Source organism: Ensifer sp. ZNC0028 (assembly GCF_000799055.1).
GTDB lineage: Bacteria > Pseudomonadota > Alphaproteobacteria > Rhizobiales > Rhizobiaceae > Ensifer.
The window spans coordinates 1-14,055 of sequence record NZ_JTLA01000111.1 but is presented as its reverse complement, the minus strand read 5'-3'; the positions used below and the strand labels follow the sequence as shown (position 1 = coordinate 14,055).

The following is a 14,055-nucleotide window of genomic DNA, read 5'->3' as shown; positions in this document are numbered from 1 at the left end:
CGGCGCGATGCCGGGGCCCGAGCTTGTACTGTTGCCGGATCGAGCCGTTAGACGAGGTCGAAACGGTCGGCGTTCATCACCTTGTTCCAGGCGGCGACGAAGTCGCGTACGAACTTTGCCTCTGCATCCGCTTGTCCGTAGACTTCGGCAATGGCCCGCAGCTGCGAGTTCGAACCGAAGACGAGGTCGATGCGGGTCGCCGTCCGCTTGACGTCGCCGGTTTTGCGGTCGCGCCCTTCGAAGACATCCTTCGCATCCGATGTCGCCGTCCAGGCCGTGCCCATGTCGAGCAGGTTGACGAAGAAGTCGTTGCTCAGCGTTTCCGGACGATCGGTGAAGACGCCGTGGGCGGTCAGGCCGTGGTTCGCGCCGAGAACGCGCAAGCCCCCGACGAGCACGGTCATCTCCGGCGCGGTCAGCGTCAGGAGTTGCGCGCGGTCGATCAGCAGCTCTTCCGGCGAAACGGCGTACTGGCCCCGCTGGTAGTTGCGGAAGCCGTCGGCGATCGGTTCGAGAACCGCGAAGGACTCGACATCGGTCTGCTCCTGCGTCGCATCCATGCGGCCCGGCGCAAAGGCAACCTGAATGTCGTGGCCGGCCGCTTTCGCTGCCTTCTCCACGGCTGCGGTGCCGCCGAGCACGATCAGGTCGGCGAGCGACACCTTCTTGCCGCCGGACTGGGCGTCGTTGAAGGCCTGCTGGATGCCTTCGAGCGTTTCCAGGACCTTGCCGAGTTCCGCCGGCTGGTTGACATCCCAATCCTTCTGAGGGGCAAGGCGGATGCGTGCGCCGTTGGCGCCGCCGCGCTTGTCCGAGCCGCGGAAGGTGGACGCGGATGCCCAGGCGGTGGAGATGAGCTGCGAGACGGAAAGGCCCGAGGCAAGGATCTTCGCCTTGAGCTCGGCGACATCCCTGGCGTCGACGAGCGGATGGTCGACGGCCGGAACCGGATCCTGCCAGATCAGCTCTTCGGAGGGGACTTCCGGGCCGAGGTAGCGGGCGCGCGGACCCATGTCGCGGTGGGTCAGCTTGTACCAGGCGCGGGCAAACGCGTCGGCGAATGCATCCGGGTTCTCGTAGAAGTGCCGTGCGATCTTCTCGTAGGCCGGATCGACGCGCAGCGCGAGGTCGGTCGTCAGCATGGACGGCGCGTGGCGCTTGGACTTGTCATGGGCATCAGGCACGGTGCCCGCACCCATGCCATGCTTCGGGGTCCACTGGTGTGCACCCGCCGGGCTCTTCGTCAGTTCCCATTCGTAGCCGAAGAGGTTCCAGAAGAAGTTGTTGCTCCACTTGGTAGGCGTCGTCGTCCAGGTGACTTCGAGGCCGCTGCTGATGGTGTCGCCGCCACGGCCGCTGCCGTAGGTGCTCGCCCAGCCAAGACCCTGTTCCTCGATGCCGGCCGCTTCCGGCTCGCGGCCGACATTGGCGGCATCGCCGGCGCCGTGGGTCTTGCCAAAGGTGTGACCGCCGGCGATCAGCGCCACGGTTTCCTCGTCGTTCATCGCCATCCGCGCGAAGGTCTCGCGGATGTCACGCGCAGCCGCCAGCGGATCCGGCGTGCCGTTCGGGCCTTCCGGGTTGACGTAGATCAGGCCCATCTGCACGGCGGCGAGCGGGTTTTCGAGATCCCGGTCGCCCGAGTAGCGCTTATCGTCGAGCCAGGTCTTTTCCGTGCCCCAGTAGATGTCTTCTTCCGGCTCCCACACGTCGGGGCGGCCACCGGCAAAGCCAAAGGTCTTGAAGCCCATCGATTCGAGCGCGACGTTACCGGTAAGGATCATCAGGTCGGCCCAGGAAATGCTGTTGCCGTATTTCTGCTTGATCGGCCAGAGAAGCCGGCGCGCCTTGTCGAGATTGACATTGTCCGGCCAGCTGTTGAGCGGCGCAAAGCGCTGCTGTCCGGCGCCGGCACCGCCGCGGCCGTCGCCGGTGCGGTAGGTCCCGGCGCTGTGCCAGGCCATGCGGATGAAGAGCGGGCCGTAATGGCCGAAGTCGGCCGGCCACCAATCCTGCGAATCGGTCATCAGCGCAGTGAGGTCGCTCTTCAGCGCCGTAAGGTCGAGCTTCTTGAACGCCTCGGTGTAGTCGAAGGCTTCGCCCATCGGATCGGACAGCGAGGAGTTCTGGTGCAGGATCTTCAGGTTGAGCTGGTTCGGCCACCAGTCGCGGTTCGAGGTGCCGGGCGATTGAGCGCTCGTCTGGGCTCCATGCATGACGGGACATTTGCCCGTCTTTTCGGCTTTCGCGTCCATTTTTATCTCCCTTCAAGATGACGTGAATTTTGGATGGGTCAGAGGAAAAGCGTCAGACGCGGGCCGGCAGTCAGCCGTGCGCGGGGCCCGGAATGTCCTGTGCCGTCGGTGGTTGTCGTTCCGCGAAGCGGTGTCGCCACTGGCTGCGTCTCCCTCATTGTGCCGCGGACTCTATCAAAGTGGTTCCATTAATTTAAGTTGGATTTCCTGATTGTGACGATAAGGCAATCCTATGGCTAATGGACGCGGCTCCGCAGGTGCATGCTTGCAGCCCTCCATGCATTTTTGATGACGTGCGACCGTTTGCCGATTGCAGCCGATACAAGAAAATTGTTGCACTGCACTCCCGCCAAACTTGCGGAAGAAAGCGCCAATGGTTAGTCACACCGCAACGACTCAAGAGCTTTCTATTTTTCGCGTGGTGAAAGGACAGACATCGTGGCTGAGACAGATACGAAGACCGGCAGTGGCCGCCGCAAGGCGCTCTGGGCTGCAGTCGCGGTGATCGCGATCGCGGCTGCCGGCGTAGCCGGCGGCAAGTTCATGCTTGAAAAGGCGGTCGGGACGTTCATCGCCGAGCGCGGCGGGAAGGCCGGCTCGGTTGAGGCGGATTTCTTCGGCCGCATCCATCTGCGCGACGTCACGCTTCCTTTCGCCGATGGCGTTAGCGCGCGCATCGCGGCAATCGACGGCCGCCCGAAGATCTTCTCTCTGAGCGGCAAGCTCGACGTGAAGGGCCTGGAGCTCGACCTCAAGGCCGCCAAGCTTTCCGTGCCGGCGGCAACGCTTGAAGATCCCGACTTTTTCGCCGCCGGCCTGACGGCAAGCGGGGAAAAGGCTGATCTGCTGAGGCGTATCGAGCGTTTCGCGGCAAAGCAGGTCTCCGCGCCGGAAGTCGCCGTCGTTCAGAACGTTGCAGGCGCCGAGCAGAAGACGGTCTACAAGGATGTTCGGCTCGAGGATATCGCCAGCGGCCGCGTTGCGCGCTATTCGGCGAGCGGTGCCACCTTCGCCTTTTCCATGGATCTTCCTGACGGCGAAGGGGCAACGAAGCGGGAGAAGATGGACGGCACCATGGGCGCCGTCACCGGTGAGAGCTTCGATGTGGCCTACATGGCCCGCATCTATACGCAGAAAGCCGGTCCCGAGGACAAGGAGCCGAAGCTGCTCTACGGCCCTATCTCGGTAAAGAACCTTGCCTTTGCCGACAGCAAGTCGCGTTTCGGCTATGACGAAGTGCGCAGCAGCGGCCTCAGCGTCCGCATGCCGACCGAGCCGCTTCTCGAAACGCTCGAGCAGCTCCAGGCGGTCAGCGACCCGGAAGCCCTGCCGCCGGCGGAACGCCAGGCATTCTTCAAGCGCATCCTTTCGCTGGTCGACATGCTGGCAAAGGGCGACATGGAACTGCTCGGCCTGAAGATGGAAGTGCCGGAGCAGGAAAGCGTCGAAGGCAAGCTCGTGAAGCTCGCCGTCGACAAGATGGCGTTCCAGCTCAACGGCCGCAGTTTCGATGGCACGATGAACGGTGTCACCGCGGGCGAGGGAACCGACTACTTCAAGTTTGCCGAAGCCAGCATCAAGGGTTTCTCCTGGGCTCCGACCATGGAGGCGCTGACGAAGCTAGCGGGCCTGAAGGAGGAGGAGTTCGAGACCTTCCCCTACACCACGCTGATGCCTGAATTCGGCACGATCAAGATCGCCGGGCTCGACGTGGATATGCCCGGCAGCGACCCGGCAGCCGTGACGGACAGCGAAACCGTCGAGGACGAGAGCGCGACCGAAACCGAGGTCGATCCGTCGGCCAACGCCGAACAGGCGCCGGAAGCCGAGCAGGTGCCGGATCAAGCGACGGACGGCGAAGCCGCCAGCGACGCGGCGGTCCCTGGCGATGCGGCAGAAGCCTCGACGTCCGAAGCGCCTGCAGAGCAGTCGGCGGATGAAGCCACCGATGGCGAAGCCGCGAGCGACGCGGAGATCGCCGGTGAAGTGGCGGAAGACCCGATGGCCGAGGCGCCGGTAGAGCAGTCGGCAGTGCCGTCCGTTCCGGAACGCGTTCGTTTCACGCTCGACACCTATGAAGTCGCACTGACGAAGCCGCGCAACGGCATTCCGACGGATGTCCGCGTCAGCTACCGCGATCTCAGCGTTCCGATCCCTGCGGACACGCAGGAGGAGGGCTTCAAGATGCTGCGCAAGATCGGCCTCGACAAGCTGGTCTTCTCGTCCAACGTCGAACTGTCGTGGGACGAGCCCAACGAGAACTTCGTCATCAAGCAGATTTCGCTTGATGGCAAGGACATGGGCAGCCTCTCCTTCTCCGGCGTCATGGGCGGCGCTTCGCAGGACTTCTTCTCCGGCGACCTGAATGCGGCGCAGATCGCGATGTTCGGTCTTACCGCCCGCGAAGTCACGCTCAAGCTCGAGGACAAGGGCATCATGGCCAAGGGCATCAAGCTCTATGCCGAAGATAACCACATGACTGAGGACAGCGTTCGCGGCCTGCTCGTGTTGATGACCAGCGCCGGCGTGCAGCATTTTGCCGCCACGCAGCCGAAGCTGCAGGACGCCGCAACGGCGTTCACCCAGTTCATCAGCAAGCCCGGCACCTTCACGCTGACGGTCAAGGCCAAGGATGAAGCCGGCGTCGGCGCGCTCGAACTGATGGGCGCTGCTGAAAACCCGGCGCTTCTGCTCGAGCAAGTCGATATCGAAGCGAAGGCGCAGTAAAAAATCGACCGCGGGCCGCATCGTCTGATGCGGCCCGCCTTGCTTCAGTCTCTGGGCGCCTGAAGGAAATCCCGAAGCGCCATCAATTCTTCCTGCCCGATCTCGTCTCCGCCCCTGATGTAGAGGGCCCGGACATCCGCTTTCTGCCCCGCAAGATAGTCGACCAGTTGCTCGGTGAGTGCCAATGGGCGGGCCGGATCGTCCTGGCCGCCGGTGACGAGGATCCGTTTGCCCTGAAGTTCGGCGTTGCCGGGCGGCACCCACGATACGAGGGGATGCAACAGCGCGGTTCGCTCGAACAGATCAGGATATTTGACCAGGAGTGTGGCGAGTTGGGTCGCGCCGGTGGCGTAGCCGATGCCATAGACGGCTTGGCGCGGACACAGGCGCCGCCTGTTGCCGATCGCGTGCGCCAGGTCTTCCACGGAGGCTGCGAGTGCCCGCATATTGCACAAGCCGTCGCCGATCGCAGATGAGCGCGCCTCGTCGCTTTCGCCTGCGCCTTGGTTGACGAAGACCAATTGGGAACCCGGCAGCGTATGGGCGATCAGCTGGGCGACCGCATCGTTCGGAGCGTGGTCGCAGAACGCGAAAACGACCGGGGCGTCGGGGCTGAACGGTTCTCTCTGTTCGCTGGACGATGAGATTGTCATGTTTGCCGCTCCCTTCTGGGAGACCGAAGGGCCGAGGTGGCAAGCATTCACGCCTGCCTGATCTCCGCCAGCACCCATGTGCTTCTCCCGATGAAAGGATCGGCGCATTCATAACCAAAATGAATAGCAATAATATTGACAATATTATTTCATTTTCAGAAATTATAACGCATGAGCGATTTGAGCGATATCCGGGTTTTCCTGGCGGTGGCGAAGCAGCGGAGCTTTACCGCCGCGGCGCGTCAGCTTTCGATGACGGCGCCGAGCGTCACGCGCGCCGTCAGTGCCTTGGAAGCGGATCTCGGCGTTCAGTTGCTGCTGCGTACCACACGCCAGGTCTCGTTGACCTCTGCCGGTGCGGTCTATGCGGCGCGCATCGAGCCCCTGATCCATCAGTTCGACGAGGCGCGGGAGGACCTGCGTGAGCAGCATGGCGATGTCGCCGGGCTGATCCGCCTCAATGCGCCGCTGTCGCTTGGCCAGCATATCCTGCCGGACATTGTCACCGGCTTTCGCGCCGAGCATCCGGGCACGCGGATTTCGCTGTCCCTGACCGACCGGCTGATCGATATCGTGACTGAGGATTTCGACCTTGCGGTGCGGGTGTCGGAGCCGCCACGCGACAAATCCACGATCTGGCGCCGGATCTGTCCCGTGCGGCGCGTGCTCGTTGCCTCTCCCGGTTACCTCGCCAGGTTTGGAACCCCGCAGACGCCGGATGATCTCGATCCCCACGGTTGCCTTGCCTATGACGGAGAGGCGGTGGCCGAGAGCTGGGAACTCTCGTCCGAAGGCCGGACGCGAAAGGTGAGGGCGGGCCAGTCGCTCGCCGCCAACAACGGCGAATTCGTTGCCAGGCTTGCCGAGAACGGCGAGGGCATCGCGCTTCTGCCGCTCTTCATCGTCGAGGACGCGCTGGCGCGGGGCGCGCTGGTTCAGATCCTCAACGGGTGGGAGGCGCCGCAGCTGTGGCTGACCTTGTATTATCCGCCCTATGAACGGCTGCCGCTCAGGGTTGCCAAGTTCTCCGATTTCTTCGAGAGCTACGTCACCGAGACGCGGCCGCTTTGAAGCGTTGGGATCATGCGGCAGGACCTCAAAACAGCGCCGTTTGCGGCCAAATGTGAGCAAAGGATACAAGAAATTACCGGCAGCACACCCCATGTTTTCCCGGATATGAGCGGTAATGGCGAGATGCCCCCTTGCGTCGGGTCCTTCGCGTATCGAAGCGGATTGCACGCGTGCAATGAATTCCATCGCCAGAAGGCGGGGGTGGACGAAAGATGACAGAGCCAAGTGGCATTGGAGCGTATTTCGGCGAGCCGAAGGCGCCGTTTCTCATGGTGCGGCCGGTACGGGACGCCCGGTTTTCGGTGACGCGTCTGCAGTGCCGGCTGAACGGAGAACTGAGCCGCATCGTATCGCTGCCGGCCGACGACGCCTATTTCCTGATGTTCTATTTCAAGGATGTCATGCATTGCGACCTGGTGCCGGGCGAAAGCGAAGGTGACATTCGCCACTACCGGCAGGGGTCGATCTGTCTCGTCGATCTCGCTGAGGGCGCCAGTATCCGGCTTGTCAGCGATCTCGACTCCCTCGCCTTCCATCTGCCGCGCGCCTTGTTTCGTGAAGTCTGCGAGTTTTCGCATGCTCCGGCCGCCACCAGTCTCAGGTGCCGTCGCGGCGAGGTCGACGACGTCATGCACAATCTTGCCTTGGCGCTGTTGCCGCTTCTTGCCGAGGGCGAGGGGCAACCGGGTGCGGTGTTGCAGCACATCGCCGTCGCCATCTGCGCACATCTTCTGCATTCCTACCCGGATCGCGCCATCGCATCCGGCGGCCCCGATCTCTCCGTATGGCAGGAGAAGGCGGCCAAGGACTTCATGATCGACCATTGGGCCAAGGACTTTTCGTTTGCGTCAGCAGCGGCGTCTGCGAACCTTTCGGAGGAGGATTTTGCCGCGGCTTTTGCATCCGTGACCGGCCAGACGCCGCAAGAGTGGTTGATGCGCTACCGGATCGGTCGCGCCAAGCGCTATCTCATCGAAGAGGGATGGTCGCTGGGCAAAACCGCAACCAGTTGCGGCTATGCCGACGAGGCCCGGTTCATCGAAGCCTTTCGCGAGGTGACGGGCGTGACGCCCGCCGTCTGGCGCGCGCGCTGGCTGCAGTGAGGGTATGATGCTGACCTTTGACGCTCGGCGATGCATCGCTGGATTCGCCTCTTCATTGCGACAGTCAACCGTTGTAGCATCCGCCCGGCCGCTGAAGCGGGCGGCTGAGCTGGAAATCGGGAGACCCTGACCGATGGCCTTGCAAGAGGGAATGAGCGCAGACGAACGCACACCGCGTCCTATCGTCAAGCGGATCAGCGCCGGCGACATTACCGTCACGAGAACCTTTTCGGATCGCTTCGACCTGGAAGTCGGGCCGCTGATCCCGGTCGCCGATGCCTTCAACGTCATTGTCCAGATGCGTGACTTCGAGGCGCACCGCCTGTGGCGGCGCGGCGAACTTGTTTATGAGGGTGGGCACCCGAAGGCTTCGCTTGCGATCACCGACCTTCGCGACCAATGGCAGTGCCATCATCTGTCGCCCTTCGACAATGTCCGCTTCCACATCCCCTTTGCCTCGATGCGCAGCTTCACGGAAAGGGCCGGGCGCGGTGAATATGTGTCGCTTTCTCCCGTACAGGGGCGTGTAGATCCCGTCATGTTCGGCCTTGCCCAGGCGCTGCTGCCTTCGCTCGACGAGCCGGACCGGGCTAATCTGCTGTTCGTCGAACAGATCAATCTTGCCGCATTGGCCCATCTCAGCCAGGCCTATGGCGGCCTGCACTTCCCCGTCGACAAGAAGGGGACGCTGGCGCCATGGCAGGAAAGGCTGGCGACGGAATTTCTGGTCGCCCATTTCAACAGGCCGTTCTCGATCGGCGATCTCGCTGCCCAGTGCGAGCTATCGCGCAGCTATTTCAACAAGGCCTTCAAGGAGAGCTTCGGGCGCACACCGTCCAGGTGGCTGTCCGAATATCGGATCGCGCGGGTCAAGGAGTGTCTGCTTCGGGACACACCCCTTGCTGAAATCGCAATCCATTGCGGCTTTGCCGACCAGAGCCACATGACCCGGGTTTTCACCGGCCAGACGGGGGAAACGCCGGCGCGCTTCCGGAAAAAGAACCGGTCGGTCATCGTCGCTGTGGACCGACCACCGCAATAACATGGAAAGAGGGCGCGCCCTCATGCAAAATTTTCAAAACAGATGAAAAACGTGCAAGAATGATGCGGCGACCGGGGCAATCATAGGGCCGCTCCTGCAAACGATTTGGTGAACCCGAGAGTGAATTCCGTGCACGTTTTCCATGCGCACGGCGATCCGCATTCTACGTTTTCGTCATCGCGGCAGGAAGCTTTGCGAATGGTTTCGGCACATAGGAGCGAAGACGATGACGAATGTTTCCGCTGCCTCGGCCGGAACGCGACCGCGCGACAGTCTCGGATGCTCGCTCGATCAGCTTGATGACGACAGGACGATCGACGGCCGCGACATGGTCTTCCACCGCAAGCGGTCGACAGCGGGACCGCCGGGCCAGGTCAGGACACCTGGCAACGGGCGGGGTTATCTGATCGGCCTGTCGCTTGTCGGCGGTCATAGCCGCCGGGTTTTCGGAGCGCACCACTCAGCCATCCAGGAGTTCAGCCAAAACTCGATCTACGTCAGGAACTTTTCCGACGATTACAAGGCCGATCTCAAAGGGTCGTTCGATTTCACCTTGCTCGAAATCGGCCACGGAGCGCTCGAGCGCATCGCAGATGCGGCAAATGCCTCCGGCGTCAACGAGCTTCGGTCCGTTTCTGGCTCGCCGGATCCTGTTCTCGGCGGCATGCTCGGCGCTTTGTTTGCGTCGGTGGACGGCTATACGGATCGAAGCGCGCTGTTTGTCGACCAGCTCTCGGTGGCGATCGGCGTGCATATGGTCCGGCAGTACGGCAATGGCCGTGGCGAGAGCCTGGCCGGAGGACGCAGGCTTTCGCAGCGCTGCCAGGCAAAGATCCGCGATCTGGTGCAATCCCGGCTGGATGACGAGCTGACCGTCGAGGAATTGGCTGCGACCTGCAACCTGTCGCAGGCGGCTTTTCTGCGTGCCTTTCGCGAGACCATGGGCAGCACGCCCTATCGTTGGTTGCTGCAGCAAAGGATCGAAAAGGCCAAGGATCTGCTGCAGTTCTCGCCCACATCCTTAAGTGAAATTGCCGTCGTCTGCGGCTTTTCGGACCAGAGCCACTTTACCCGGGCCTTTGCGCAGGCCGCGGGTGCCACGCCGCGCCAGTGGCGGCGCAGCCGGCAGTCGTAACCCTCTGAAACTGCACGCGCCCTGCCGGCTGAAGGCGAGCGAAATTTTCAAAAATCCACCTTTGGCGACAAGAACGGGTCGCCGGTCGGCGGCATAGTTGGGCTTCTCCAATCGGAGTTCAGTTTCAACAGTAAGAGGTCACGACCATGTCTGCGACAGCGACCCCCGGCAAACTCCTCGTCTCGCCCAAGGACCACACCCTGATCATGATCGACTTCCAGTCGCAGATGTCTTTTGCGACCAAGTCGATCGACGCGGTGCTCCTGCGCAACAACGCAGCACTCGTCGCCAATGCGGCGGCGGGTTTCGGCGTTTCGACCATCCTCACGACGGTTGCCGAAAAGACCTTCTCCGGCCCGATGTTCTCCGAGATCACCGATGCCTTCCCGGGCCAGAAGCTGCTGGATCGCACCTCGATGAACACCTGGGAAGACGCGGCCGTGATCGAAGAGGTCAACCGCATTGGCAAGAAGCGCCTCGTCATGTGCGGGCTGTGGACCTCGGTCTGCATCGTCGGCCCGACACTTTCGGCGCTCGATCAGGGCTTCGAGGTCTATGTCATCGCGGACGCCTGCGGCGACGTTTCGGACGAGGCGCACGAGCGGGCGATGGACCGCATGGTGCAGGCCGGCGTCCGACCGATGACCTCGCTGCAATACATGCTCGAGCTGCAGCGCGACTGGGCGCGCACCGAGACCTACGACATGACCACCGGCATCGCCAAAAAGTTCGGCGGCTCGTACGGCCTCGGCATCATCTACGCCAAGTCGATGTTCGGCGCGTCCGAAGGCCACTGACAGAACGCCTCCGCGCTCTAGATTAACGCTCTGGCCGCCGCGCTGCGGCCGGAGCGGCACCTTTATCCCGTGAAGGAGTTGTGGCGATGAAGATGTACCTTCTCTCGCTCGGAGCCGGGCTGCTCGTCGGCGTCATCTATGCGCTGCTCAATGTCCGCTCGCCGGCGCCGCCGGTCATCGCGCTGATCGGTCTGCTCGGCATTCTCATCGGGGAGCAGTCCGTGCCCCTGGTCAAGCGCGCCCTCTCGGGCGAGCCGGTCAACCTCTCCTGGTTCAATCGGCAGTGCATGCCACATGTGTTCGGCCATCTGCCCGGTGGGCAGGCCGCGGCTAGCGTGGTGAAGGATGTAGCCGGCAACGACGAGAGGGCCTGACGATGCCGACAAGACGCTCGTTCCTCGGTGCAGCCTCGTCCCTGGCGCTGCCCGCGCTCTTCTCGTCGGCCCGTACCGCCGGCGCCCAACAGACCGGAGATACCTCGATGACGCCCGACCTGATCCTTCACAACGGCCTCGTGACGACGCTTGACCGCGCCAACCCGACGGCCACCGCCGTTGCCGTTAAGGACGGCCTGATCCTCGCTGTCGGTGACGACAGGACGATCATGGCGCTGGCAGGCTCAGGCACCAGGACCATCGACCTCAAAGGCAAGCGCGTCCTGCCGGGCTTGAACGACAACCATACCCACGTCGTTCGCGGCGGCCTCAACTTCAACATGGAGCTGCGCTGGGACGGCGTGCGCTCGCTCGCCGATGCGATGGACATGCTGAAGCGGCAGGTGGCGATCACGCCGGCGCCGCAATGGGTGCGCGTCGTCGGCGGCTTTACCGAGCACCAGTTCGCCGAAAAGCGGCTGCCGACGATCGACGAGATCAATGCGGTCGCGCCCGATACGCCGGTGTTCCTGCTGCATCTCTATGACCGGGCTCTGCTCAACGCCGCGGCGCTCCGCGCCGTCGGCTACACCAGGGACACGCCGAACCCACCAGGTGGCGAGATCACGCGCGACGCCAGCGGCAACCCGACCGGGCTGCTCTTGGCCAAACCCAATGCCGGCATCCTTTATTCGACGCTTGCCAAGGGGCCGAAGCTGCCCTTCGACTATCAGGTCAACTCGACCCGTCATTTCATGCGCGAGCTCAACCGGCTCGGCGTCACCAGCGTCATCGACGCCGGCGGTGGCTTCCAGAACTATCCGGACGACTATGCCGTCATCCAGAAGCTCTCGGACGAAGGCCAGATGACGGTGCGGCTTGCCTACAACCTCTTCACCCAGAAGCCGAAGCAGGAGAAAGACGACTTCCTGAAATGGACGTCGTCGGTCAAGTACAAGCAGGGCAACGACTATTTCCGCCACAACGGTGCCGGCGAGATGCTGGTGTTTTCGGCTGCGGACTTCGAGGACTTCCGCGAGCCGCGCCCGGACATGCCGCCGGAGATGGAGGGCGAACTCGAAGAGGTCGTGCGCATTCTTGCCGAGAACCGCTGGCCCTGGCGGCTGCACGCCACCTATGACGAAACCATCACCCGTGCGCTCGACGTCTTCGAGAAGGTCAACCGGGATATCCCGCTTGAGGGCATCAACTGGTTCTTCGACCACGCAGAAACGATCTCCGACCGCTCGATCGACCGGATCGCCGCCCTTGGCGGCGGCATCGCCACCCAGCATCGCATGGCCTACCAGGGCGAATATTTCGTCGAGCGCTATGGCCACGGTGTGGCGGAAGCCACACCGCCGATCAAGCGCATGCTAGAGAAGGGCGTCAACGTCTCGGCCGGCACCGATGCCACCCGTGTTGCCTCCTACAACCCCTGGGTCTCGCTTTCGTGGATGGTGACCGGCAAGACAGTTGGCGGCCTGCAGCTTTATCCGCGTGCCAATTGTCTCGATCGCGAGACGGCGCTTCGGATGTGGACCGAGAAGGTGCAGTGGTTCTCGAACGAGGAAGGCAAGAAAGGCCGGATCGAGAAGGGACAGTTTGCCGACCTGATCGTGCCGAACAAGGACTACTTCTCCTGCCCCGAGGATGAGATCTCGTTCCTGACGTCGGAGCTGACTGTCGTCGGCGGCAAGGTCGTCTATGCGGCCGGAGATTTCACCGCACATGACGAGAACAAGGTGCCGCCGGCGATGCCCGACTGGTCGCCGGTCAAGACCTTTGGTGGCTATGCCGCCTGGGGCGAACCCAACGGTGCGGGCAAAAACTCGCTGCGGCGCACCGCGATCACGTCCTGCGGCTGCGCCAGCGATTGCGGCGTCCATGGTCACGACCATGCCGGCGCCTGGACGTCGAAACTTCCGATCGCCGACCTCAAGGGCTTCTTCGGTGCGCTCGGCTGTTCCTGCTGGGCGGTGTAGCGGAAGGGAGACGAAAAATGCGGACGATAGCCGGTACCGTGGCGATGGCCGCGGTCTCACTCCTGATCAACGCATCGCTCGGACCGAAGGGTGCCTCTGCCTCGCCAACCGAGGGCCTCCGGCACCCTTCTGCTAAAGTCGTCGTGAACCATCCACCGGCAAAGCACGGGGCCTATTACCAGGGCATATCCCAGAGCGCGATCACGCCTTTGAAATGGCTGAAAACCCGATGAGGGCGGTTTTTCCGCCCATCAAGCCGACTGACAAGGAAACGAAAGATTGAGCCTCTCTTCCCTCGAAAACCATCTCGCCGCTCGCCTTCGACCGGGCCGTTCCGGCAACCCCGTCATGTTCGTCGGATTGCTGGCGCTCTGCTCGGCTTACATTCAGGGACCCTTGATGAAAATCTTCGACTTCCCGGGCGCACTTGCCGAGATGGAGCATTTCGGCCTCCATCCGGCGCCGCTCTTTGCGGTCGGCGTCATCGTTTTCGAGCTTGCGATGTCGGCGCTCATTCTCTCGGGCCTTTATCGCTGGGCGGCGGCAGGCGCGCTTGCGGCCTTCACGCTCGCCGCCACCTTGCTTGCCTTCCGCTTCTGGGAACTGCCGTCCGGCATGGAGCGTGCGATGGCGACAAACGGCTTCTTCGAGCATATCGGCCTTGCCGGCGCCTTCGTGCTCGTTGCACTCTATGATCTGCGCGAACGTGCATTCACGGGGAGGGGCGGCCAATGACGCAGGCAGCGACCAACAATGCCGGCACCTTCGCGCCCTTGCGCCAGAAGGTCTTCGCCGTCCTCTGGGTGGCGACGATTATCGGCAATACCGGCAGCTTCATCCGCGATGTCGCCAGCTCCTGGCTTGTCACTGACCTGTCGGCAACCCCCGCTGCCGTCTCGATGATCCAGGCGGC

General features: G+C 62.8%; 12 protein-coding genes. 10 read left to right on the top strand and 2 right to left on the bottom strand.

Features of this window, described 5'->3' with window-relative positions; all coding sequences use genetic code 11:
• Positions 1 to 47: 47 nt before the first annotated feature.
• Complete coding sequence (gene katG / locus L981_RS25965; RefSeq protein ID WP_043623191.1) at positions 48 to 2,255, bottom strand: catalase/peroxidase HPI; 2,208 nt, start codon at positions 2,253 to 2,255, stop codon at positions 48 to 50.
• A gap of 438 nt (positions 2,256 to 2,693) precedes the next feature.
• Here katG and L981_RS25960 point away from each other — a divergent pair, with 438 nt between their 5' ends.
• Positions 2,694 to 4,982 carry a hypothetical protein gene (locus tag L981_RS25960; protein WP_043623188.1) on the top strand — a complete coding sequence of 763 codons (2,289 nt, stop codon included), beginning with the start codon at positions 2,694 to 2,696 and terminating at the stop codon, positions 4,980 to 4,982.
• A gap of 44 nt (positions 4,983 to 5,026) precedes the next feature.
• Here the strand turns inward: L981_RS25960 and L981_RS25955 are convergent, their stop codons facing one another.
• On the bottom strand, positions 5,027 to 5,713 hold the full coding sequence (locus tag L981_RS25955; RefSeq protein WP_052202020.1) for an alpha/beta hydrolase: 687 nt from the start codon (positions 5,711 to 5,713) through the stop codon (positions 5,027 to 5,029).
• Positions 5,714 to 5,806: 93 nt separating this feature from the next.
• On the opposite strand from L981_RS25955, the gene L981_RS25950 reads away from it, so the two are divergent.
• The 9 genes from L981_RS25950 to L981_RS25905 all read left to right on the top strand — a co-directional run.
• Entirely contained in the window at positions 5,807 to 6,706 is a 900-nt protein-coding gene (locus tag L981_RS25950; RefSeq protein WP_043623186.1) for a LysR family transcriptional regulator, read from the top strand.
• A 212-nt stretch (positions 6,707 to 6,918) separates the two neighbouring features.
• A complete protein-coding gene (locus tag L981_RS25945; protein WP_043623184.1) occupies positions 6,919 to 7,809 on the top strand; it encodes a helix-turn-helix transcriptional regulator in 891 nt (296 codons plus the stop codon).
• A 133-nt stretch (positions 7,810 to 7,942) separates the two neighbouring features.
• A complete protein-coding gene (locus L981_RS25940; protein ID WP_043623182.1) occupies positions 7,943 to 8,851 on the top strand; it encodes an AraC family transcriptional regulator in 909 nt (302 codons plus the stop codon).
• Positions 8,852 to 9,077: 226 nt separating this feature from the next.
• The gene (locus L981_RS25935; RefSeq protein WP_043623180.1) at positions 9,078 to 9,986 is read left to right on the top strand and encodes an AraC family transcriptional regulator; all 909 of its coding nucleotides are present in this window, start codon (positions 9,078 to 9,080) and stop codon (positions 9,984 to 9,986) included.
• Between the two features lie 146 nt (positions 9,987 to 10,132).
• Complete coding sequence (locus L981_RS25930) at positions 10,133 to 10,783, top strand: hydrolase (RefSeq protein WP_043623178.1); 651 nt, start codon at positions 10,133 to 10,135, stop codon at positions 10,781 to 10,783.
• A gap of 86 nt (positions 10,784 to 10,869) precedes the next feature.
• The gene (locus L981_RS25925; RefSeq protein WP_043623175.1) at positions 10,870 to 11,157 is read left to right on the top strand and encodes a XapX domain-containing protein; all 288 of its coding nucleotides are present in this window, start codon (positions 10,870 to 10,872) and stop codon (positions 11,155 to 11,157) included.
• 2 nt (positions 11,158 to 11,159) lie between these two features.
• The gene (locus L981_RS25920) at positions 11,160 to 13,142 is read left to right on the top strand and encodes an amidohydrolase (RefSeq protein ID WP_043623172.1); all 1,983 of its coding nucleotides are present in this window, start codon (positions 11,160 to 11,162) and stop codon (positions 13,140 to 13,142) included.
• 348 nt (positions 13,143 to 13,490) lie between these two features.
• On the top strand, positions 13,491 to 13,877 hold the full coding sequence (locus L981_RS25910) for a DoxX family protein (protein ID WP_082006161.1): 387 nt from the start codon (positions 13,491 to 13,493) through the stop codon (positions 13,875 to 13,877).
• On the top strand, positions 13,874 to 14,055 hold a 182-nt coding region (locus L981_RS25905; protein ID WP_043623164.1), incomplete at its 3' end, for an MFS transporter. The genes L981_RS25910 and L981_RS25905, both read left to right, overlap by 4 nt.